Here is a 23149-nt window from a genome sequence, read left to right on the forward strand (position 1 = left end):
TTTTTAGGTATCGCTAGTTTAGGTGCCTGCAAAGCGGTAAGAGTACGAACCGAAAAGGATGTGACAGTCGTGAATGGCAAAATCGATGTGTTAAGGTAATCTGCAGCAAATGCACTTGCAACCTGAGACATAACAGGTATAACTATTGCGCGGTCACACACATGAAGGATTCGGGTGTGATATAAATTATAAAGAGAGGAAGAGAAACAGTGAACAAATCTCAACTGATTGACAAAATTGCTACAGGTGCTGATGTTTCTAAAGCTACGGCTGGACGGACGTTAGATGCATTCATTGCCGCCATTACCGAATCTCTGCAGGCTGGAGAAGATGTTGCGCTGGTTGGGTTCGGTACTTTCACCGTGAAAGAACGTGCTGCACGTACTGGCCGCAATCCGCAAACCGGTAAAGAAATTACTATCGCTGCGGCTAAAGTTCCGGGTTTCCGTGCCGGTAAAGCACTGAAAGATGCAGTCAACTGATTCAACTTCCCTTCGGGAATGATGACTATGCTTAAGGGCGCATCGTAAGATGTGCCTTTTTTATACAGAACGGCCATATCAGTAAGCATGGTTTTCTGATTGCAGGCGTCGGGATAACGGGCTATTTGCCCGGGGTACAAAAGCAGATTTTATCTCTGGTTATGTACACTTTAAGCTGACAATCATCCTGTTTTCTTGTCAAAATAGATCCTCCCGTGCAGCAGCTATCACATGTTATGCTGTGCGAGCAAAAGTCATCTAAAGCGGAGCGTTGTTACACCATGATGGACAACCTACGCACGGCTGCTGGTAGCGTCGTGCTTAAGATTATTTTCGTTATTATCATTGTCTCATTCGTATTGACTGGCGTCAGTGGTTACCTGATTGGCAATGGTAAAAGTTATGCCGTGAAAGTTAATGGTCAGGAGATCAGCAGGCGGCTTTTTGAGAATGCTGTTGCTACTGAACGCAGCAAGATGCAGCAACAAGCGGGCGAGCAGTTCGCTGAGCTGGCGGCTGATGAAAACTATATGAAATCTCTGCGGCAGCGGGTATTAAACCGTTTGATCGATGAAGCACTCCTTGACCAGTATGCTCGCAAACTGGGGATCACTGTCAGTGATGATCAGGTTAAACAAGCTATTTTGCAGGCCCAGGTCTTCCAGACTGACGATAAATTTGATAATAAACGTTTTACCGAGACCATCAGGCGTATGGACATAACGACGGAGCAGTTTGCCCAGGCGTTACGCACGCAGCTGACCACACAGCAACTGGCGGAGGCGGTTGTTGATACTAACTTTATGTTACCTGATGAAGCGACGCAGCTTGTCACACTGATTACGCAACAACGGGTAGTACGCCAGGCAACGATTAATGTCAATGCGCTGGCAGAAAAACAGGCGGCAAGTGATGCCGAGGTTGATACCTACTATCAACAACATCAGGCTCGCTTTATGCAGCCGGAGCAGTTCCGTGTCAGTTATATCAAACTGGATGCCGCCAGCCTGCAGAAGCCCGTCACGGATGAAGATATTCAGCGCTGGTATGATCAGCATCTGGCTCAGTTTACGCAACCGCAGCGTAATCACTATCACGTGATTCAGACTAAAACGGCGGCAGATGCTGAAGCAGTGATTGATGCGCTAAAAAAAGGTGCTGATTTCGCGACCCTGGCAAAAGAAAAATCGACTGACATCGTTTCCGCCCGTAAAGGGGGCGATTTGGGATGGATAGAAGATGCCACGACAATCCCGGAGCTGAAAGAGGCAGGCTTAAAAGAAAAAGGCCAGCTTTCTGGCGTGATTAAATCTTCAGACAGTTTTCTGGTCGCACGTCTTGATGATATTCAGGCAGCGACAGTGAAACCACTGGCAGAAGTGCGTGATGATATCGCCGCAAAAGTAAAACAGGAAAAAGCGTTGGACGCTTACTTTGCACTTCAGCAAAAAGTCAGCGATGCTGCCAGCAATGATAATGAGTCTTTAGCCAGTGCGGCTCAGGTGGCGGGAAGTAAAATTGTCGAAACAGGCTGGTTTAGCCGTAATAATCTACCGCAGGATTTGAACTTTAAACCTGTTTCTGCAGCGATCTTCAATGGCAGTCTGGTGGCTAAGGAGGGTGTACCAGGACCTAACTCCGGGATTATCACCGTTGAGGGGGATCGCGCGTTTATTCTGCGTATCAGCGACCATAAAGCGGAAGCCGTCAAGCCACTGGCGGATGTCAAAGCACAAATTATTGCTATTGTGCAGCACAATAAAGCGGAACAGCAGGCCAGACAAGAGGCCAGTAATATATTGCTGGCACTAAAAGATGGCAAAGGTGAGGCCGCCATGAAAGCAGCTGGTCTGAATTTTGCTGGCGCGCAAACATGGCAACGTAACAGCGAAGATCCATTAAGCCAAACGATATTTACGCTGCCGCTACCCTCTGTCGGTAAAGCTAGTTACGGTGTTGGTCATGACAGGCAAGGCAACGTTGTGTTGCTGGCATTTGAGGAAACTAAAGTCGGTAATATGACGGAAAAACAACAGAAAACGATGATTCAGAGTATGATACAGAACGATGCTCTGACTGCTTTTGAGGTGTTGATGAATAATCTGCGCCAGCCAGCAGAAATAAAAACCGGCGATATTGGCGATCAACAACAATAGTTGCGTGATAACGCGCAAAAATAAGTAATATGATGTAATTCTCAAGGGTCGCTTGCGCGGCCCTTTCTGTTTATGGAATTTGCTTTTTGTACCTGAGATTTGTCGCTGTTATGGTGACCTTGTGATCTAAAAATGAGGAGATAACAGTATGAACAGAGAAATGAAAAAAGGCATTATCGCGCTATTACTGGCTTGTGCCGTAAGTGCTCATGGTGTTCTGGCAGCCCCATCCACAGGCAGAACATTGACAGCGAAAGAAAATGTGCAGTCAGCGTCGGTAAAACTATCGGAAACGGAGAAAATAACCACCAGTGGCAGTATACAGGTCAGCATCAACAGTGCCAGTGCGGAAGAACTGGCACAGGCGCTAAATGGGGTGGGAATGAAAAAAGCACAGGCCATTGTCAGTTATCGGGAAGAAAACGGGCCATTTAAAACTATTGACGATCTCCGGCAAGTTCCTGGAATGGGGAACTCGCTGGTTGAGAGAAATTTATCTCATCTGAAATTATAGTTTCATCAGGAACAGGGTGAAAAACCGTAAGGTTATTTCAACCCTGTCTTGCTTTTCATCGTTGCCATGATAGCAGTCTTGTTGGCCCGATATTGCTTCAGTCCGTTGGCGCGCAGATGGCAGGCGGCACATTGCCCGCAACCTTCGCTCTTAATACCGTTATAACAGGTCAGGGTATCGTTGCAAACCCGATCCAGTTGTCCCCAGTAGTCTGCCAGAGCCCAGGTTTCGGCTTTATTCAACCACATTAAGGGAGTTTCGAAACGAATATCCTTTGCCATACCTAAGTTAACCGCATGATTGAGCGCTTTAACAAATTCATCCCGGCAGTCTGGGTAACCAGAAAAATCCGTCTCACAAACGCCAGTAATAACGACTTGTGCGGAAACTTGCCAGGCATAAATGGCTGCCAGGGTTAAAAACAGAATATTACGGCCAGGAACAAAAGTATCTGCAAGCTGGCTGGCATCGGGCTGGTAATCCGGGACGGGAATGTTGTCGCGTGTCAGGCTACTGACAGCAAGCTCGTTAAGTACCCTGACATCCAGTATTTTATGGGCGACGGCACCAAGATCATATGCCAGGGTGCGTGCGACATCAATTTCTGCATGGTGACGCTGGCCATAATCAAAGGTGACGCAATGTACTTCATCATATTGCCTTAAAGCCTGTATCAGACAGGTAGTGGAATCCTGTCCGCCACTAAAGACAACAACAGCGCGTTTCATGGTCATCCTGGTTATCAATCGAAGGGGGGTAACAGGATAACGTTTAAGGCATATGACGACCAGCCGAATTGTCGTGATATCAGCAAATTCAGTCAGCTGGGGCACGGACAGCGCAGAAAAATCGCAGCGGACACGCAGTACGTGAGACTGCCAGGGGTCAGAATGGCAAGTTGAAGGTCAGGATGGAAAGCAAAAATTATCTCTAAAAAGGTAATATTGACTGATAAATGCACTTTTTGTGATGGTTTTTACACCCATGTAATAGTGCTATATTGTACAAAAAAAGTTACGGGACACACCTTGGTTGATGGTAACAATCGAGGAGGGAGCCGCCGTCCGTTTACCAAAGAACTGTTCTATTCACTTGCCTCGAATCTGGTGTAACCAGGTGATTTGGTTTTCACAATGAGGCTATGTGTAAATAGGCCGTTATGGTGATCGATTCTCGCAGTGGCCTGTTCAACATAACGTGTGTTACATTATGCGTATCAAAAAAGGATACGAAGAATTGTCCGCTTTGTGCGAAAAAAAACCTACGGAGCAACATGTGAAGAGTTCATTCATTTTATTTATTACTATTGCTTTATCCATCGGTCACGCCACAGCCAGTGAACTTATTTTTTCGTGTATTACTGATAACGGAAAATTAATCAAAGTCATAAAGGATGGCGCTCAGGATGAATATATAATAAAAACAATAAATTAGAACTTTACGTAAAGAATAAAATTGAGTCAATGAATATCGTTTTTAGTGAACCTAACGGTTCAGGGATAACTACCAGTGTTCCATTTAAAAATGGAGCATACATTTACGATGTTTTCACTAGTACAGATCGGTTAACCGAGGAACACCTATCACAATCCGGTATTATTGTTTCAAAAAACAATGAGTTCCTGGCGAATCTGAAATGTAAAAATAGCTCAATTAAAGGGAACCTCCTTGATATTGACGATGAACATCAATAATAAATAAACTGCCTCTATATTAAAGGCAGTTTATTTTCGTCAGCTAAAACACATCAGCAAAATTTTTTTTGTCCAAAAAAGAAACGAGATTATTATATCTTTTTTCATAACTATTCGTGTACTTGTTTAAGATTACTGTAATTTCATCAATTTGCTTTCGGTTATACCCCCTCAGTGTCAAGATAGTTGTCCCCCTGTTTAATTTAAGCCGCCTGTTTATCATAACGCGTACTACATGCGCATCAAATAAGGATGGGTGTTTATTTGTTATGTTGTGGCTGCGATTGGAATGGATATGCAACGCTCTCGTTAATGCTTACCTGAGTAGATGCCTTGTCTTTAAATGCAGGCCAGTTATATGATTTTGTTATGAATTTCCACAGGTAATAATCCTTCGAATCATCGGTGATTTTAAGGTTTAAGATGCTCCAGCTTTCATCGTGACAATGTGATTGTTTTGCATAATCATCCTCAGTAAAGCAAGCTTTTATCATTTCTCTTGATGAAAATGGGATGTTTTTAAAGGCTGGTTGATATGTACCATCATCATTAATCATCATGAAATTGGCGTATTCTTCCTCTCGCCCACCTCCGGAATAAATTGTTGACCATTTCGATACTAACGCAACGGCCGTTTTAACTTTACTTAAAGGATATAAAGCTGGATATATATATTCATCACTTTTGGTAAGTTCATCGTCAGGAGTATCCTCATTTTTAGTTTCTTTAGTGAAATCCCACGAAGCTATTTTAGAATACACATTACCATTTTTTTTCAGCTTATTTAACTGAAGAGGTGGTGTTGTTAAATAGAAGATACTATCCGTATTCTTTTCTTTCCAGATAGAAGTCCCTTCTTTACAGGAATCATCAACCGCTTTGCAAATATTAACATATTGAGCACTATTTTTTTTCAACGCTATTAATGCAACTGGCCTTATTGTGATGTCAGTCATACCAGCCACAGCAGGGAAAGAAATAATAGCTAAACACAAAACTACTTTTTTCATCATTTATCCTAGGCTGTGTCCCTTAACCTAACAACCGCCTTAAAAACAACCTGATTGCCCCCAGTTTTAGCATGCTCAGATAGTTTCTGGCTGTTTTTTCTGAGCGCGTGGCTATTCGACGGTTTTCTTTCAGTATTGCAAAGCAGCGTTCCACCACATTGCGCTTTTTATATAACTGACGATCCAGCGCTCGACGACCATCACGGCTTGCTTTTTCGTTTGATTTGAAAGGAATAACTGCCTTTATTCCCTTCGTTTTTAAATAAATACGAAGATTACCGCCTGAGTATCCTTTATCCGCCAGCACAGCTTTGGGGCGCGACTTCAGACAACCACTTTTTCGAATAACACCGATTTGTCTGAGTAAGGGTTTTGCGTACTGACTTTCGTGAGCCTGCCCACCGCTCAGGCAGAAACTTAAGGGTAATCCTGTACCATCTGTTGCCAGATGGATTTTGGTGCCAAAGCCGCCGCGTGAGCGACCCAGCCCATGGTCATCTGAGTCATCGGGATATTTTTTTTGCACCCGCAGCCGCTTTCAGGGCCCTGATGTTACTTCCGTCAAGTGCGATGACATCCCAGTCAATCAACGATTTTTCATCAAGTATCTGAAGTAATTTATTGAAAATACTGTTCATTACGCCACTTTTTGACCACCGGTTAAAACGGTTATATATCGTTTTCCAGCAGCCGTAACGTTCAGGTAAATCCCGCCATGGGGCACCGGAACAAAGGATCCAGAATATGCCATTCATGACGTGTCTGTGAGAAAAATAAGGGCGTCCCCCTCTGGAAGAGGCTTTTTCAGGTGGTAGCATGGGAGAAATCAGTGCCCACGCCTCATCCGGGAAATCGTAGCGAGCCATATCTAAAGGACTTCCTGTAGTGAGACAGATACCAGATTGTACAAAAAATAGTTACGGGACACACCCTAATGTCAATAACTATATGAAGGAAGGCGTTACCCTTCTCCTGGTTAACCCAGTGCATTGACTTTACTTTTTATATCAGTCACTTTTCCATGGCTGGCTGTGTGACGACGTGATATTTTCTGCGAAAGGTCACTGCGTGAGAGACTTCCCCGCCGTGACCCTTTCATATTGAACATCTGAACCTTAGAGCCTATCCCATTAGGCTATTTTACTTGCCATTTTGGCCCTGGGCAGTGCTCGAAATCCTCACGTACTCCGTCGTGTACGCTGCGGTTTCTGCGCGCTGTCCGTGTCCAAACTGGCTGCGTCAATAACGCCTGCTGGGATAGGCTCTTACTCAGATTCTACTCACAACCAAGAGCAGAGTCTTTATCACAGGCTAGTTTTGACGATAAATCGCTAAGGCGGTCAATACCAACGGACTTACAATCGTAAACAGATTCTTTTTTGGTTTTCAGATTCGTAACACTAACCCCAGGACTTTCATTCTCATCTTCATAATTACTGAATATCGTGTATTTATAACCTGCATTGACAAACGACACGTTGAAGTAATTAGTTTGAAATCGCGAATAATGATTGTATTTGAATCCTAAAAAATCATTACCTTTTGACTTATAGTTAAATTCACTTTTGCGGTCTTTCGTTAAAGTATACTGGAGTGTACCCTTGTTTACATCTAATTTAATGGTTCCCTTTGCTGTTTCGCATGAGAAATACTCATCATTTGCAAACGATGAGCCGCATAGAAATATCGAAATTAACACCACAAATTTATAATGAAGCATTATAATTTTTCTCCATTTTTAAATCATATCCTTTTTGGCTCTTTCCGTTATATCTTTGGGCGAATGAAAGCCAATCCTTAGAACGGAGCGATTCCAGTAAAACACTGTCCGCCTTGATGAAACTAACAAACGCTTTTAGTTGATTTTTCTCAGATTTGCTTAAAGCGAAAACAAAATCTTCAGGACTGGCATAGCCAGCTACAACGTGATTTGATGCAAGAATCTGGAATTTACCCCAGGACGCTGATTTCAATGCCGCCTTTTTATCAAGTGCATATGCTCTAAGTAATTTTGAGTATTGCTCAGATATAGCCCCATATCCTCCCGGATTAGGTTTGGATATATCTGAATACTTATCATGTGTTCCATTTGTATATTTGTGGAAATGATGTCTTTCAAATAATATGGCAGGAACATAATCGTCATCTTGCTGAAAAATAAAATAAGAACCATAATTGCCAGTCTCAGTTTTTGCCACTGCCTTAATTGCAGCAACTTCGCAATTTAACTTTTTCGCAGCCTCTTCGTAATCAGTTTCTTCTATTTTATCCCCATTGTAGAAATTGATGAACTCTAAAGGAATTAATTCTCCATTAACTGGCGTCCTGGGAAATTCTGCTTTTCTTAACATCTCCAGAAACTCCAGCGGATGAAAATGCCATACTGACCGCTGACTGGCAAACGGTGGCACCTTATCCATCCAGCGCGTGGCGTCCAGGAATCCTCCGTTAGCCATTTTCACCACAGGACTTTCATCCCTGGCCTTAAATATCGATGACCAGCGTGTATCTTCGCAGGTACTGTGCCAGTCGCTGTCGTGTTTCACTATCAGCCGTCGCGCATATTCCGGGATATTCATCTGGCTGGTATGCAGTGCGCCAAACAGTGATTCATCCTGGGATTTATCAGGATACGGGGCGGGCGGTCTTCTGTTTTCAGCGCAGCGGATCAGGCTGTCATAAAATATTTTTGCCTGTGCCGATTCGGGGCCTTTTTCACCGTTAAAGTGCGAGCAGATGCTTTTCATGGCATCAATAATCCAGCGTTCATCCAGCGTGCGGGTAAAATCGGTGGTGGGTTCAGCTTCAATACAGTGAAAATTTAGCCCGGCTAAATCATGCTGGCTGAGCTGCTCCACATCGTCCTGGTGCATCCACGTATGCGGGCGGATCTGAAAGTAGGTGACTCCGGTTTTATCCGTGAACGGGTACGTGGCATCACGCGGAATAATTTTCCCGGCATCAACGAGTGTAACGGCAATCGTCTGCACAAAGGTACTTTCCTCTCCCTCGCCGTTACGCAGGTACAGCGGCCGTTTCAGCTTCAGCTTGATGAACTGTTTACCTGTTTTAATCCCCTTCGTGTTTGCGACCAAATCCGGCACATGCTTATCAAGGCTCAGCAACTCGATATGGGCCTTATAGTCGGTAGTGATAGTCTGCGGATAGTTATCTTCGCTAGCCTGATCCTGAGCACCGAGAAACCCGACTGCATCCCCTGCTTTTACCATCACTTTCAGCGGCGCAGGTGGCACCACCACATCATCAAACACGCCATGATTCAGTGCGTTGTGCATCCAGTCAGGCAGAAACAGGTAACATTCGCCATCAGACTCCAGATATTCCGGACGCATCGAGACCCAGAACAGATCGCCTGCGGGTTTACCGTCCTGAAGATGCTGCACCAGGGCGAACGGCTCCGGCTGTTGTTCCAGTAAAAACGATTTCTGTTGCAGTACGGCAAGCATGTCATCCTGAACGAGCGTTCTGGCATGGCCCTGTTTGTTTGTCAGCACCTCCGGCGCGATTTCACGGCTGTCATCGTGGCGGGAGTATTGACGCATCCGCACCCCGTGGCCTTGCTGGGTGACCCGGTAAAGGGGACGTTTCGGAAATTCTGACAATGGCGCGATGTGCATGTAAAGCTGATACAGCGTCAGCCAGCAGGATTCATCCTGTTCGTCGGGCTTGTACACCGATTTGACCAGCACAAAGGTGCCGGACTGGCGCAAGGGGCGTTTCTGATAACACTCGATAGCCGCGTAATCGCGGTTAACCCGCCATGCCACCACCTCACCGTCCATCATGAACTGGAGCGGCACCGATTTTTCCGGCGTGTCCTGATCCAGCACCGAAGCCGGGGACGATGACGTCCCGATATGGATGCCTCCATGCCAGTAACGATTAATGCCGAGTAACCACCAGCCATGGGCATTCTTGCGGATATCGGTCAGCAGCTCGTCATAGTTCTTATACTCCCGTCCGTCGGATTTCCGTACTGGATAACGTATGTTCATCGTCTTTCCTTAAGTAAAATCCCTGAAACCATAATCATCGCAGAGAGTTAAAAAGAAGAGGAGGAAAATTTATACAAATTTTACTAATGAGCTATTGACCAAAGTAAACTTCCCAACGCCGTTGGGCTGCTTCGATTTTACTATTTCCTGAATTATCGCATCATGTATAGCAGAGCGGCATAATGCACCATTCCAGTGCGATTATCTCTCTTTTAGGGAATTTTATTCCGCTTGCTTTAATTACCCCTCCTTCTTTTTTATTCGCGAAAATACCGCCAGCTCACTTTTTTCACTTCTGGCATAGTCTTTGCTTTTATTAACCATAGCGATTGATCAATGAAGTGTGGGAGTCATTTATGAAGCTGGTGACCGTAATAATCAAACCCTTCAAACTGGAAGAAGTGCGTGAAGCGTTATCCGCGCTGGGCGTTAATGGCCTGACCGTAACGGAGGTAAAAGGATTTGGCAGACAGAAAGGGCATGCCGAGTTATATCGTGGTGCAGAATATAGCGTTAATTTTCTGCCGAAAGTGAAAATTGATATCGCGATTATGGATGATCAGCTGAATGAAGTGGTCGAGGGTATTACCAAAGCCGCTTACACCGGAAAAACAGGCGATGGTAAGATTTTTGTTCTTGAATTACAGCAGGTTATTCGTATTCGCACCGGTGAATACGATGAAGCTGCATTGTAATTATCAGCGTATACGATGACAAGGAAACAGAACAATGAAGAAAACAGTTTCAGCCGTATTAGCCTTTCTGCCTGGGCTGGTAATCGCTGGCGAACCAGCAGTGGCAGATAACGCTGATAATGCTTTTATGATGATTTGTACCGCACTGGTACTCTTTATGACTATACCGGGTATTGGATTATTTTACGGTGGACTGATTCGTGGAAAAAACGTCCTTTCGCTACTGACTCAGGTGATTGTGACCTTTGCGCTGGTATGTGTACTATGGGTGGTTTACGGCTATACACTGACATTCGGAGCAGGGGGACAATTCTTCGGCGGTCTCGAATGGTTATTATTGAAAGGGATTGATATTAAGGCACAGACAGGCACGTTTTATCAATATATTCATATTGCTTTCCAGGGCTCTTTTGCCTGCATCACGGTGGCTTTAGTGGTGGGAGCACTCGCGGAGCGGGTTCGCTTCTCGGCGGTGCTGATTTTTACCGTAATATGGCTGACATTCTCCTATATCCCGGTGGCTCATATGGTATGGGGAGATGGACTATTAGCGACACATGGTGCGCTCGATTTTGCCGGTGGCACAGTGGTTCATATTAATGCTGCGGTTGCTGGGCTGACAGGTGCCTGGATGACAGGAAAACGCCTAGGTTCTGGCAAGGAGGCATTCAAACCTCATAATTTACCGATGGTATTTACCGGTACGGCAATTCTGTACATTGGCTGGCATTGGCTTCAATGCAGGCTCTGCCGGTACAGCGAATGAAATATCAGCGCTGGCATTTATCAATACGGTGATGGCAACCGCCGCCGCCATTCTTGCCTGGACCTTCGGTGAATGGACGATCCGCGGTAAACCCTCGCTATTAGGCGCTTGTTCTGGCGCGATTGCCGGGTTAGTCGGCATTACACCTGCCTGTGGTTATGTCGCTGTCGGTGGTGCCCTGATTATTGGCATTCTCGCGAGTCTGACGGGACTATGGGGGGTTATCGTGCTGAAACGCTGGCTACGTGTTGATGATCCCTGTGATGTCTTTGGGATACATGGCATGTGCGGTATGATGGGGTGTATTTTAACGGCGATTTTTTCTACCTCTTCCCTCGGCGGGGTGGGGTATGAAGCGGGAATGAATATGGGGAGTCAGTTACTGGTGCAACTGGAAAGTATCGTGATAACGCTTATCTGGTCTGCTATCGTCGCGTTTATGGGTTACAAAGTGGCGGATATTATGGTAGGGCTGCGTGTTCCGGAAGAGCAGGAGCGGGAAGGGCTGGATGTCAACAGTCACGGTGAAAATGCTTATAACAGCTGAAAGATGATGCTGTTGTGATATCTCCCTGACCCGCGTCAATGGCGTTAGTAAATCCAGCGATAGCGTTGAAGGTCAATATGACCACTGCCGGAGACCTGAATGCCTTCAGCCAGCAAGGCTTCGCGCTGACGCTGTCGATCCGCGCCACTCAGGGAGATATCACCGTGGCGATTGACGACCCGATACCAGGGGAGCGAGGAGTCCTCAGGCAAGCGACTGAGGACGCCACCCACCTGACGTGCCGCGCGCGGTGAGCCAGCCAGAAGTGCAATATCACCATAAGTAGTGACGTAACCTTGTGGAATAGCAGCAACAATCTGCCAGATACGCTGAGTAAATGTATCCTGAGAGTCCATAATATGCTTTGCAGGTTGTAAAAATACAGAATAAACGCAGATCAATACATTGCACAGCACTTATTCTTGTTACAGAACACATCGCTATCGACTCGTGCAATAAACCAGCATCTGACAGGGGCAAGCTTGCAATCTGCTTGTTCAGTAGCGATAATGCATTCCGCATTCGTTAACAACGAATGCCCGCAATGGGGGCTCGGTTGGTTCTCCCGCAACGCTACTCTGTTTACCAGGTCAGGTCCGGAAGGAAGCAGCCAGAGCAGACGACGTGTGTGCCGGGATGTGGCTGGCAGAGCCCCCGCCCATTTCAGCCTCCGATCATCGCAGCAGCGATACCACTATCACTGAATGGTTCATTTCATCAGGCGCACTGACGCAGCCAGACCGTTATCAATTATTATTTAAACGTCGGGTTACGGTACAGGCAATATTGCCTGGTAAGTGGAACGGCACAATAGCCGAATGATATCAATAAGGCAATAAAACGAGACCGGGTTCAGAACAGTGACGACTAAAGCGCAGTGTCACAATTTTTACGCTATCAATATGCTTATTCCGTCATATCGGGGAATAATAAAACCGGGATCGACAGTATGTATTTTCGATGGCAGACGGTTCAGTGACCGGCGTATGACAATATGCCAGTTCTGTTGCTATTCACGGCCAGTTGATGATAACTACATAATAATCTGTGACAGATACCATTCCCTGGTATAGCTATTCATTCAAAAACGATGATTAATCTATCAGACACATTAGCGGATAAACTTCCAGACTGAAGCAGGAATTTTGTCATAAAGTTTATTCATGGTTAACTCAGCAAGACGGTGATCTGCTGCAGAGTAAAATACCGCGAGCTCGTTATCAGAAAGCTCATACTTGTTTTTTTCAATAACGCGCTCCAGCGTATCGAGCGTCTGGCAACGACGTAAACGCATTAAGTAATCTGTTTTTGTTAATGGTTCTGCAGACATAAATTCACCTTATTTGTAAAAATATTAATAATAAATATTTATCAGATTGTTAAGATCGGCGTGAGTAAAGCTTCTGAATAATCGATCTTTTGCCTGACGCCATTTTTGTAGATCAGCGCTATTAATGTCATAACGGCTAAACAGCATAAAAGAGCTATCCAGATAGTCCTCTAGCTGAGCGAGTAGCTTATTATTATTATCAGTGGCGAACTTAATTCGATAATTAAGCGCAAATAAAGAAATATGTTCGATCAATTCATTAATCTGAAAGTTGATAATGGACGTCGGATCATTGATCCCGCGACGACGGCACTCATCCAGATTAGCCAGGCAATCGTGGTACAAAGTATCACAAAGAAAGCGCAGTTGCGCAATATCATGCCGTTTTGGTGAGTACTCATCCATAATATATCCCCATATAGAGTTATGCCGAGGGTGGAGTTTCGCTGTCATTCTCCTGGTGACCTCTCTGTTGGTAGCACACAGAAGCACAACTTACATAGTTATCTATGTTGTCGGGGATTTCCTCACTTGTTGCCTCGAATAACTTGAATAAACGTGGATATATAAGCACTGTTATGAAATGAACATGACGAATAAGAGCCTGACCGATTAGGTTATTTCACTTGCTATTCTGGTTCCTGGCAGTGCCCGAAATCCTCACGTACTACCTGTACGCTGCGGTTTCTTCGCCCTGTCCGCGTCCAGACTAGCTGCGCCAGGAGCGCCTGATGGGAGAGGCTCTAAATCGGTTGATATATTTCTTATCCCCGCCATTTTTTAACGATCTCGCCGTGAGCTATACAACGAAGTCCTGGTAATACCCTTATCGGTGTTCCCTGGAATATCTTCATTTTTCGCTTCAATGTAATCTGAGCAGTCTGACTATATAACACTTGACACAACTATAAGCTACTCCAGTGAGAATTTCACTGCTCTATTACCAAAAATTACAATTGTTACTTTTTATTTATATTTAAATCGTATTATGTTTAATTATACTTGAGTATATCATATGTAAAATATTTTTCGCTATAATTTTGAATTTATTGGTTATTTTTTTACATCTAAGACATTACTGATAATCAATATCAGTTAATCAATTTATCAAAAATGTCGCTCTTTAAGACATATCTGTCCGGTTATAAATTAACCATAGGTGGTTTTTTCTGGCGTGTAGGGATGCGGGAAGCGTGACTTTTGTCCGGGTGTTAATTCACTGATCCTGTCGATTGGGGGGATGGTGACCGCAGCGCTCACATACGATATGCCTGTTTTGTTCTCCCGCTCTCTGGTGGGTTTATATCATGCATATCAGATGAAAAAGACAGGGGATGACGTTGATAAATATAAAAAAGGGCCGCACATCTGCGGCCCTTTCTGAAGAGGGATTTAACGATGTACGGGTGGATGACTGTGTTCAATATCCTCTGTTTTCTTACTGAAGCGTCGACGAACCACGACGAAGAATACAGGAACAAAGAAAATAGCCAGAACCGTAGCGGTCACCATCCCACCCATAACACCAGTACCGACGGCATTCTGTGATCCAGAACCGGCACCTGTACTGACTACCAGTGGTGCGACCCCAAGGATAAAGGCCAGCGAAGTCATCAGAATAGGACGTAAACGCATACGTACCGCTTCCAGAGTGGCCTCAACCAGTCCTTTCCCCTCTTTATCCATCAGATCTTTAGCAAACTCGACGATAAGTATCGCGTTTTTCGCCGACAGACCAATGGTTGTTAACAGACCCACCTGGAAATAGACGTCATTGGTCAGACCACGTAGTGTCGCCGCCAGCAATGCACCAATAATCCCCAGAGGAACGACCAGCATTACCGAGAACGGAATTGACCAGCTTTCATAAAGTGCCGCCAGACACAGGAACACCACAATAAGTGAAATCGCATACAATGCGGGTGCCTGATTACCGGACAACCGTTCCTGATAAGACATTCCGGTCCAGTCATAACCAATCCCTTCTGGTAGATGACTGGCGAGCTGCTCCATCATTGCCATTGCTTCACCGGTACTTTTTCCCGGTGCCGCCTGGCCCAGAATTTCCATTGATGGCAACCCATTATAGCGTTCCAGGCGTGGCGAACCGAATTCCCAGCGTGATGTTGAGAAGGCAGAGAAGGGCACCATTTGGCCATCATTGCCGCGCACATACCAGTTACCAATATCTTCCGGAAGCATACGATATTTCGCCTGGGACATAACGTACACTTTCTTTACACGACCACGGTCGATAAAATCATTGACGTAATTTCCCCCCCAGGCGGTGCCCAGCGTGATATTAATATCACTGATGGATACCCCCAGAGCCTGTGCTTTTTCCTGGTCGATGTCGATCTTGAACTGTGGTGTATCTTCCAGCCCATTGGGGCGAACAGCGACCAGCATATCGGGATGTTTCGCCGCTTCACCCAATAACTGATTACGCGCCTGAGTGAGTTTTTCATGGCCTAAACCGCCATGATCGACCAGTTCGAAGTCAAACCCGGTCGCTGAACCCAGCTCGACAATCGCCGGCACGTTAAAGGCAAAAACCATGGCATCTTTAATTTGTGAAAATTGTGCCATTGCGCGGCCTGCGATAGCCTCGACCTTATTCTGTGCGCCTGGGCGTTGGCTCCAGTCTTTTAGGGAAACGAAAGCGAGACCGGTATTCTGACCGCGTCCGGCGAAACCAAAGCCATTAACCGCAAACACAGACTCAACGTTATCCTTTTCATGAGTGAGGTAGTAATCCGTCACTTGATCGAGGATCTTCTGAGTTCGTTCCTGGGTTGCGCCAGGGGGTAATTGCGCCATGGTCAAAAGCACGCCCTGGTCTTCATCTGGCAGGAATGACGTTGGCAAACGAATGAACAACAGCGCCATACCGACGACAATCATGAGATATATCACCAGATAACGACCGGTGCCGCGCAAAATATTGCCGACGCTATCGGTATAATGATTGGTACTCTTTTCAAAGATACGATTGAACCAGCGAAATAGCCCTTTATGCTCAGTATGACCATTTTGCGGGAGCGGTTTTAACATCGTGGCGCACAGAGCGGGTGTCAGAACTAATGCCACCAGCACTGACAATACCATTGCTGAAACAATAGTAATCGAGAACTGACGATAAATAGCCCCGGTAGAACCACCAAAGAAAGCCATTGGAATAAATACCGCCGAAAGTACCAGCGCGATCCCAACCAGTGCGCCCTGAATCTGCCCCATTGATTTCCGGGTCGCCTCTTTGGGGGGTAGTTTCTCATCGGCCATAATACGCTCGACGTTTTCGACGACCACAATGGCATCATCGACCAGCAAGCCTATCGCCAGCACCATAGCGAACATGGTCAGGGTATTTATTGAGTAGCCAAAAATAGCCAGAATGGCAAAGGTCCCCAGTAAAACAACCGGCACCGCGATGGTCGGTATCAGCGTTGCACGGAAGTTTTGTAAAAACAGGTACATTACCAGCAAGACCAGAATGATCGCCTCAACCAGTGTTTTCACCACTTCATTAATCGATATCTTAACAAAGGGGGTGGTGTCATACGGGTAGATGATCTTCATGCCTGCCGGGAAGCTCGGCTTCAGTTTATCCAGTTCGGCACGAACAGCGGCGGCGGTATCCAGTGCATTCGCACCGGTGGCCAGCTTGATCCCCAGCCCCGAGGCTGGCATGTTGTTATATCTGGCTATAACGTCATAATTTTCACCACCGAGTTCGACGTTGGCGACATCGCGCAGACGAACCTGGGAACCATCCTGATTAACTTTCAGCAGAATATTACTGAACTCATCAGCCGATTTCAGACGTGTTTGCGCAATGATAGAGGCGTTAAGTTGTTGACCTTCCACGGGCGGTGTGCCGCCCAGCTGACCGGCTGCGACCTGAGAATTTTGCGCTTTAATGGCATTGACGATATCAATGGGAGTCAACTGGAAATTGTTCAGTTTATTGGGGTCCATCCAGATACGCATCGCATACTGGGCACCAAATAGCTGAACGTCACCGACCCCGGCAGTACGACTGAGCGGATCTTTCAGGTTAGAACCAATATAGTCAGCGATATCGTCCTGCGACATAGAGCCATCGGTATTGATAATACCGACAACCATCAGAAAGGCGCTGGAAGACTTTTTCACACTCACGCCCTGTTGCTGAACTTCCTGTGGAAGTAACGGCATGGCGAGCTGTAATTTATTCTGCACCTGTACCTGAGCGATATCGGCATCAGTACCGGATTCGAACGTCAGCGTGATTTGTACTGACCCCGTGGAGTCACTGTCGGAGGACATATACATCAGGTTATCGATACCATTCATATTTTGTTCGATAACCTGGGTAACGGTATCCTGCACTGTTTTGGCGTCTGCGCCAGGATAGTTGGCGGAGACTGAAACAGCAGGTGGCGCAATCGTTGGATATTGTGCAACAGGCAGCTTCAGGATCGCCAGTCCCCCAGCAAGCATGAGGATAATGGCGATCACCCATGCGAATATAGGACGATCGATAAAGAAATTAGGCATGTCTTAACGGCTCCTGTTTAAGTTAAGACTGTGGTGATGCTGACTGAGCATGGCCTGCGGCTGGCTGTTTATCGTCAGCAGTCACTTCCTGCACTTTTACCGGCACGCCGGGTCGGATTTTTTGCAGGCCGGAGATAATCACGCGATCGCCGTTTTGCACACCGCTGGTCACCAGCCATTTATCACCAATGGCCTGAACGGCGGTCACCTGACGAACTTCGACTTTATCGCCTTCACCAACCACCATAACACTCGCTTCTCCTCGTGCGTTGCGGGTCACGCCTTGCTGTGGAATTAACAACGCATCCGGGTTGGTTCCCTCAAGAAGACGAGCACGAACAAACATACCGGGTAGCAGAGTATGGTCCGGATTGGGGAAGATGGCGCGTAACGTGATAGAGCCCGTCGTCCGATCAACGGTGACGTCAGAAAACTCCAGGATACCACTTTGCGGATACTTGATCCCGTCATCGGTCATCAGTTCTATTTTAGCTTTACCATTCTCCTGTTGCAGCGTACCGTCGGCCAGCTCCTGCTTCAGACGCAGAAAATCATTACTGGATTGCGTCACATCAACATAGATAGGGTCCAGTTGCTGAACGGTTGCCAGAGCGGCAGGCTGGCCATTTTGTACCAGTGCCCCTTCAGTCACCGTTGACTTACCGATACGGCCACTGATGGGTGAGGTCACTTTAGTATAAGCCAGATTAATCCGCGCCGTTTCAACCGCTGCTTTAGCCGCAACCACGGCGGCATCGCTCTGTTGGGCGTTGGCAATCGCGGTATCGTACTCCTGGCGGCTGATATATTGCGTGCCGAGCAGTTTCTCATAACGTTTAACCGTTAACTGCGCGATATTCGCCGCTGCCTGCGCTTTAGCTAAATCGCCTTTTGCACTTTCATAGCTAGCCTGGTATGTCGCAGGATCGATCTGATAAAGCGATGCGCCGGCCTGAACATCTTTACCTTCAATGAAGTTACGTTTCAGGATAATTCCACTCACCTGGGGACGAACCTCTGCAACCCGATAAGCGTTGGTGCGCCCAGGTAGCTCAGTGGTAATTTGCAAAGGCGCTGATTTAAGCGTCACGATACCGACTTCCGGTATGCGCTGATGATCCCCTTGTTGAGCAGGTTTGTTGTCACATCCTGTTAGCGCTAAGCCGCCTGAGAGCATCAGAACGACCGCCAGAGGCGTTAACCCTCTGTTTTTGTTCATATGTAAACCTCGAGTATCCAGTTTCAATTTGTTCAGTGGCTCAAACGACCACAAACCCACTATTATGTTTCTGTTTATGATTACGCTATGGTACATACATTCATAAATGTATGTAAGCGTAACTGCGGTTAACCCATCGATCTATGGCACGAAAAACTAAACAACGGACTTCTGCAAACCTGAATATCTATTCTGGCTAATGTTTTGCGTTTTTTCTGCGCGCGACAGATCACCGATTTCGTACCCCATTAGCAATAAATGACCGCTATCACGCCAGAAGGGACATTGATGGAAATAGTAAAAAATAGATCCTGCTGACTTTAATAAAACCGCCATACTACCGGAAGCCGCATCAGCGAGCTTGAGATTGAGTATCAGGTAAAACGCGCCAACGATCCACTTTCCGTTATCCTTGTCAGCATTATGATAAAAATGGCATGACCACGATGGCCCCGTTTTCCTCCAGGCTGCCGATCAGCCAGTCAAGCAGAAAAGCCAGTAAAAGAGGCCATTTCTGTCCACCGTTGTGGCTATTCGTGCTACGGTAGAAATGTTAATCTGAAAACAACAACAACCTCCGGTATTTCCGGTTTTAGTGACGGCTCATCTGAATGAATATGCTGCATACTTTCCGCTGGCGCAGTGCCTGCTCTGTTTTTGTTATGATCTTGCTGTTTTGGGTAGGCAATATGCCCGCGCTGGCGGTGGATCTTCCGGATCGCTCGGTTGTTCAGAATCAACTTACGGTGTTGAGTAAACAAAAAAATCTCTCTGCACAGGACAAACGGGTGCAGCAGGATCTGTCGCAGACCCTTGACACACTCGATAAAATAGAACAAATAAAATCCGATAGCGCGCAATTACGGCAACAGATTGAGCAGGCACCAGCTAAAATGCGTCAGGCGGTGAATAACCTGAATGCCCTCAGTAATCAGCCTGACGATGAAACAATACGCAAAACGCTGACGACGCTCTCTTTGCGGCAACTGGAATCCCGCGTCGCTCAGCTGCAGGATGACTTACAAACGGCACAGACTGATCTGTCAACTTACAATAGTCAACTGGTCGCTCTGCAAACGCAGCCAGAACGGGCGCAAAATGCGATGTATTCCGCCTCCCGGCAGCTTCAGCAAATTCGCAATCGCCTGAATAGCGCCTCTGTGGTGACCGGTGATGAGGTATTACCACCTGAACTGCAGGGATTGCTGTTAGCGCAACAGACATTGCTGAATGCGCAAATTGATCTGCAGCGTAAAAGCCTCGAAGGCAACACTCTTCTCCAGGACACGTTACAAAAGCAGCGTGATTACGTCAGTGCCAACAGTCAGCGTCTGGAACATCAATTGCAGCTGTTGCAGGAGGTGGTTAACAGTAAACGTTTACTGTTAACAGAAAAGACGGCGCGTGAAGCGGTGACGCCCAATGAAACCTCGACACTGCAGAGCAACCCACTGATCATCCAGGAACTGGATATTAACCATCAGCTCAGCCAGAAGCTGGTGCGGGTCACCGGGCAGGGTAATCAGCTGGTCCAGCGTAATATTCAGGTAAAAAACTGGCTTGATCGGGCGTTGCAATCTGAACGCGATATCAAAGAACAAATCTCCATCCTTAAAGGAAGCCTGTTGCTGTCACGTATCCTGTATCAACAGCAACAGACCTTACCGTCAGCGGAAGAGCTGGGAGATATGGCAACGCAGATTGCCGATATGCGTCTCGAACAGTTTGAGATCAATCAACAACGTGACGCCTTGTTCCAGAGTGATGCCTTTGTCGCCAGACTGGAAGAGGGACACCGTGGCGAAATAACCCCTGCGGTGCATGATGCTCTGCTGGACATTATCGATATGCGCCGTGAATTGCTCGATCAGCTGAATAAACAGCTTGGCAATCAGTTGATGGTCGCGATTAACCTGCAAATCAATCAGCAGCAGCTGATCAGCGTATCAGGCAACCTGAAAGCCATCCTCACGCAGCAGATTTTTTGGGTCAACAGCAACAGACCGATGAACTGGGAGTGGATTAAGTCATTTCCGGGGGCGTTAAAAAATGAATTTAACGCAATGAAAATCACCGTTAACTGGCACAAAGCATGGCCTGCGGTATTTGTTGCTTTCCTCGCCGGTTTACCGTTGCTGTTGATCGCAGCGCTTATCCACTGGCGTCTGCCGTGGCTACGTCGCTATCAGGATCAGCTGGCGTCTCAGGTCGGAGATTTACGTCATGACAGCCAGCTGCATACCCTCAAGGCGATCCTGATCGATCTGATCAGAGCCTTACCGGTCGTATTAGTGATTCTGGCGGCAGGATTGATATTGCTGACCATGCAGCTGAATATCAGCGATCTGTTATGGGCGTATAGTAAAAAACTGGCGATGTTCTGGCTGATATTTGGCCTGTGCTGGAAGGTGCTGGAGAACAATGGTGTCGCGATCAGACACTTTAATATGCCGCCCGAATTGACCAGCCACTGGCGTCGGCAAATTGTTCGCATCACACTGGCTCTGCTGCCGCTCAATTTCTGGTCGGTGCTGTCAGAACTGTCACCGTTAAGCCTGATGGAAGATGTATTAGGGCAGCTAGTCATCTTTCTCAATCTGTTACTCATCGCGGTGCTGGTATGGCCAATATGCCGTGAAAGCTGGCGTGATAAAGAGTCACACGGTCTGCGTTTATTGATTGTTACCGTGCTCTCGATCGTGCCTGTCTTGCTGATGGCTTTAACCGCCATGGGCTATTTCTATACCACATTGCGTCTCTCTGGTCGCTGGATTGACACGGTCTATCTGGTCATGATGTGGAACCTGCTCTACCAGACAGTACTGCGTGGTTTGAGTGTCGCCGCACGACGTATCGCGATGCGGCGTGCGCTGGTGCGTCGTCAGAAACTGATCAAAGAGGGAGTCGAAGGGGTAGAGACCCAGGAAGAACCAGTGATTGCGCTGGAACAGGTCAGTCAGCAAACCTTACGTATAACCATGCTGGTGATGATTGCCCTGTTTGGTGTCCTGTTCTGGCTAATCTGGTCGGATCTTATCAGCGTATTTGCTTACCTCGACAGCATTACGCTATGGCACTACAACGGCAATGAAGCCGGAGACAGCGTGGTAAAAAGTGTCACGCTGGGGAATCTGTTATTTGCGATTATCGCTGCCATTGTTGCGTGGGCCTTGATCCACAACCTGCCGGGCTTGCTGGAGGTATTGGTTTTATCGCGGCTCAATATGCGCCAGGGCGCTTCCTATGCGATTACATCGATACTCAATTACGCGATTATCGCCGTGGGTGCCATGACGGTATTTGGTGCCCTGGGGGTATCGTGGGATAAATTACAGTGGCTGGCCGCCGCGCTGTCTGTTGGGTTAGGTTTTGGTTTGCAGGAGATTTTCGGTAACTTTGTTTCCGGTCTGATCATCCTGTTTGAACGCCCGGTGCGTATTGGTGATACCGTCACGATTGGCTCTTTTTCCGGCACAGTCAGTAAAATCCGGATCCGTGCGACGACGATTACCGATTTTGACCGCAAAGAAGTGATTATTCCCAATAAAGCTTTTGTAACTGAACGACTGATTAACTGGTCGCTTTCCGATACGGTTACCCGGGTGGTGATCCAGCTCGGTGTGGCCTATGGCTCTGACCTTGATAAAGTCAAACAGGTATTGCTGAAAGCGGCGCATGATCATCCTAAAGTCATGAAAGAACCAGCACCATCTGTGCTGTTTACCACTTTCGGAGCCAGTACCCTCGACCATGAGCTGCGGGTATATGTGCGGGAACTGCGCGATCGTAGCTGTACGGTTGATGAACTCAACCGGACGATTGATCACCTCTGTCGGGTTAACAATATCGATATCGCGTTCAATCAATTAGAAGTTCATTTACACAATGAAAATGGCGAGGACGTCACCGAAGTCAGGCGAAATATCGGTGGGGATGATAGTGCGCCGATAGCGGGGTGATCGCACATCAGGGCGATGAATATCGCCCTGATGGCCTGAATGCTTAACCGCAAGCCGTATCGGACTCTCCGGCGGCTTTTAATTTCTTTTCATAATCACGCTTCACTATCTCCAGCGCCTCTAACACCGTCTGAGCGGGCAGCTGGCTCTGTTCAAGCAACATAATTAAATCGACGGCAAGTTTAATCTCATCAGGGGCATTTTCCAGTGACATCTTATTTC

16 protein-coding genes, 1 other RNA gene and 1 pseudogene are annotated in these 23149 nt (G+C 46.8%); 7 read left to right on the forward strand and 11 right to left on the reverse strand.

What is annotated here, in order from left to right:
• The first annotated feature begins 209 nt into the window (after positions 1 to 209).
• The 3 genes from hupB to PT300_07015 all read left to right on the forward strand — a co-directional run bounded on the left by hupB (position 210) and on the right by PT300_07015 (position 3152).
• Complete coding sequence (gene hupB / locus PT300_07005; GenBank protein MDF7680353.1) at positions 210 to 482, forward strand: DNA-binding protein HU-beta; 273 nt, start codon at positions 210 to 212, stop codon at positions 480 to 482.
• Between the two features lie 281 nt (positions 483 to 763).
• Positions 764 to 2638 carry a peptidylprolyl isomerase gene (ppiD, locus tag PT300_07010; protein MDF7680354.1) on the forward strand — a complete coding sequence of 625 codons (1875 nt, stop codon included), beginning with the start codon at positions 764 to 766 and terminating at the stop codon, positions 2636 to 2638.
• 160 nt (positions 2639 to 2798) lie between these two features.
• Entirely contained in the window at positions 2799 to 3152 is a 354-nt protein-coding gene (locus PT300_07015; protein MDF7680355.1) for a helix-hairpin-helix domain-containing protein, read from the forward strand.
• A 32-nt stretch (positions 3153 to 3184) separates the two neighbouring features.
• Here PT300_07015 and queC read toward each other — a convergent pair whose 3' ends face one another.
• From queC to PT300_07040, 5 genes are all read right to left on the reverse strand, one after another.
• Positions 3185 to 3880, reverse strand: coding sequence for a 7-cyano-7-deazaguanine synthase QueC (gene queC / locus PT300_07020; GenBank protein ID MDF7680356.1), 696 nt, complete (start codon positions 3878 to 3880; stop codon positions 3185 to 3187).
• Between the two features lie 1226 nt (positions 3881 to 5106).
• Entirely contained in the window at positions 5107 to 5859 is a 753-nt protein-coding gene (locus tag PT300_07025) for a hypothetical protein (protein ID MDF7680357.1), read from the reverse strand.
• Between the two features lie 19 nt (positions 5860 to 5878).
• Positions 5879 to 6722 (reverse strand): IS5 family transposase gene (locus tag PT300_07030; GenBank protein MDF7680358.1). Its coding sequence is split into 2 segments (ribosomal slippage): positions 5879 to 6380 and positions 6379 to 6722, totalling 846 coding nucleotides; the frame shifts between segments, so codons are not numbered across the junction.
• A 410-nt stretch (positions 6723 to 7132) separates the two neighbouring features.
• Positions 7133 to 7576, reverse strand: a complete 444-nt coding sequence (locus PT300_07035) for a hypothetical protein (protein ID MDF7680359.1) — start codon at positions 7574 to 7576, stop codon at positions 7133 to 7135.
• Entirely contained in the window at positions 7563 to 9872 is a 2310-nt protein-coding gene (locus tag PT300_07040) for an N-acetylmuramidase family protein (protein MDF7680360.1), read from the reverse strand. Before PT300_07040 ends, PT300_07035 begins: the two co-directional genes overlap by 14 nt.
• Before the next feature lie 356 nt (positions 9873 to 10228).
• Here PT300_07040 and glnK point away from each other — a divergent pair, with 356 nt between their 5' ends.
• Both glnK and amtB read left to right on the forward strand, forming a co-directional pair.
• Positions 10229 to 10567 (forward strand): P-II family nitrogen regulator, encoded by a 339-nt coding sequence (gene glnK / locus PT300_07045; protein ID MDF7680361.1) that lies wholly within the window; start codon positions 10229 to 10231, stop codon positions 10565 to 10567.
• Positions 10568 to 10601: 34 nt separating this feature from the next.
• Positions 10602 to 11880: pseudogene (gene amtB / locus PT300_07050) on the forward strand (ammonium transporter AmtB).
• Between the two features lie 44 nt (positions 11881 to 11924).
• Here amtB and PT300_07055 read toward each other — a convergent pair.
• Complete coding sequence (locus PT300_07055; protein MDF7680362.1) at positions 11925 to 12236, reverse strand: MGMT family protein; 312 nt, start codon at positions 12234 to 12236, stop codon at positions 11925 to 11927.
• Positions 12237 to 12434: 198 nt separating this feature from the next.
• Between PT300_07055 and ffs the strand changes: the two genes are divergently transcribed.
• An RNA gene (gene ffs, locus PT300_07060) (signal recognition particle sRNA small type) lies at positions 12435 to 12531 on the forward strand.
• Between the two features lie 460 nt (positions 12532 to 12991).
• On the opposite strand, the gene PT300_07065 is transcribed toward ffs, so the two are convergent.
• The 4 genes from PT300_07065 to acrA all read right to left on the reverse strand — a co-directional run bounded on the left by PT300_07065 (position 12992) and on the right by acrA (position 18968).
• Positions 12992 to 13210 (reverse strand): HHA domain-containing protein, encoded by a 219-nt coding sequence (locus PT300_07065; protein MDF7680363.1) that lies wholly within the window; start codon positions 13208 to 13210, stop codon positions 12992 to 12994.
• Positions 13211 to 13234: 24 nt separating this feature from the next.
• Complete coding sequence (tomB, locus tag PT300_07070) at positions 13235 to 13615, reverse strand: Hha toxicity modulator TomB (protein ID MDF7680364.1); 381 nt, start codon at positions 13613 to 13615, stop codon at positions 13235 to 13237.
• A 987-nt stretch (positions 13616 to 14602) separates the two neighbouring features.
• A complete protein-coding gene (acrB, locus tag PT300_07075) occupies positions 14603 to 17749 on the reverse strand; it encodes a multidrug efflux RND transporter permease subunit AcrB (GenBank protein MDF7680365.1) in 3147 nt (1048 codons plus the stop codon).
• Positions 17750 to 17771: 22 nt separating this feature from the next.
• Positions 17772 to 18968, reverse strand: coding sequence for a multidrug efflux RND transporter periplasmic adaptor subunit AcrA (acrA, locus tag PT300_07080; GenBank protein MDF7680366.1), 1197 nt, complete (start codon positions 18966 to 18968; stop codon positions 17772 to 17774).
• 617 nt (positions 18969 to 19585) lie between these two features.
• Here acrA and mscK point away from each other — a divergent pair.
• A complete protein-coding gene (gene mscK / locus PT300_07085) occupies positions 19586 to 22927 on the forward strand; it encodes a mechanosensitive channel MscK (protein ID MDF7680367.1) in 3342 nt (1113 codons plus the stop codon).
• Between the two features lie 43 nt (positions 22928 to 22970).
• Here mscK and rsmS read toward each other — a convergent pair whose 3' ends face one another.
• Positions 22971 to 23141, reverse strand: coding sequence for a pleiotropic regulatory protein RsmS (gene rsmS, locus PT300_07090; protein MDF7680368.1), 171 nt, complete (start codon positions 23139 to 23141; stop codon positions 22971 to 22973).
• Between the last annotated feature and the right edge of the window lie 8 nt (positions 23142 to 23149).

The sequence above is a fragment of the Enterobacteriaceae bacterium ESL0689 genome, from assembly GCA_029433525.1.
In the GTDB taxonomy this organism is placed as follows: domain Bacteria; phylum Pseudomonadota; class Gammaproteobacteria; order Enterobacterales; family Enterobacteriaceae; genus JAQTIF01.

Coding starts and splice junctions, on each gene's coding strand:
- ppiD (MDF7680354.1), top strand. CDS start 764: ATGATGGACAACCTACGCACGGCTGCTGGTAGCGTCGTGCTTAAGATT.
- PT300_07015 (MDF7680355.1), top strand. CDS start 2,799: ATGAAAAAAGGCATTATCGCGCTATTACTGGCTTGTGCCGTAAGTGCT.
- queC (MDF7680356.1), bottom strand. CDS start 3,880: ATGAAACGCGCTGTTGTTGTCTTTAGTGGCGGACAGGATTCCACTACC.
- PT300_07025 (MDF7680357.1), bottom strand. CDS start 5,859: ATGATGAAAAAAGTAGTTTTGTGTTTAGCTATTATTTCTTTCCCTGCT.
- PT300_07035 (MDF7680359.1), bottom strand. CDS start 7,576: ATGCTTCATTATAAATTTGTGGTGTTAATTTCGATATTTCTATGCGGC.
- PT300_07040 (MDF7680360.1), bottom strand. CDS start 9,872: ATGAACATACGTTATCCAGTACGGAAATCCGACGGACGGGAGTATAAG.
- glnK (MDF7680361.1), top strand. CDS start 10,229: ATGAAGCTGGTGACCGTAATAATCAAACCCTTCAAACTGGAAGAAGTG.
- PT300_07055 (MDF7680362.1), bottom strand. CDS start 12,236: ATGGACTCTCAGGATACATTTACTCAGCGTATCTGGCAGATTGTTGCT.
- PT300_07065 (MDF7680363.1), bottom strand. CDS start 13,210: ATGTCTGCAGAACCATTAACAAAAACAGATTACTTAATGCGTTTACGT.
- tomB (MDF7680364.1), bottom strand. CDS start 13,615: ATGGATGAGTACTCACCAAAACGGCATGATATTGCGCAACTGCGCTTT.
- acrB (MDF7680365.1), bottom strand. CDS start 17,749: ATGCCTAATTTCTTTATCGATCGTCCTATATTCGCATGGGTGATCGCC.
- acrA (MDF7680366.1), bottom strand. CDS start 18,968: ATGAACAAAAACAGAGGGTTAACGCCTCTGGCGGTCGTTCTGATGCTC.
- mscK (MDF7680367.1), top strand. CDS start 19,586: ATGCTGCATACTTTCCGCTGGCGCAGTGCCTGCTCTGTTTTTGTTATG.
- rsmS (MDF7680368.1), bottom strand. CDS start 23,141: ATGTCACTGGAAAATGCCCCTGATGAGATTAAACTTGCCGTCGATTTA.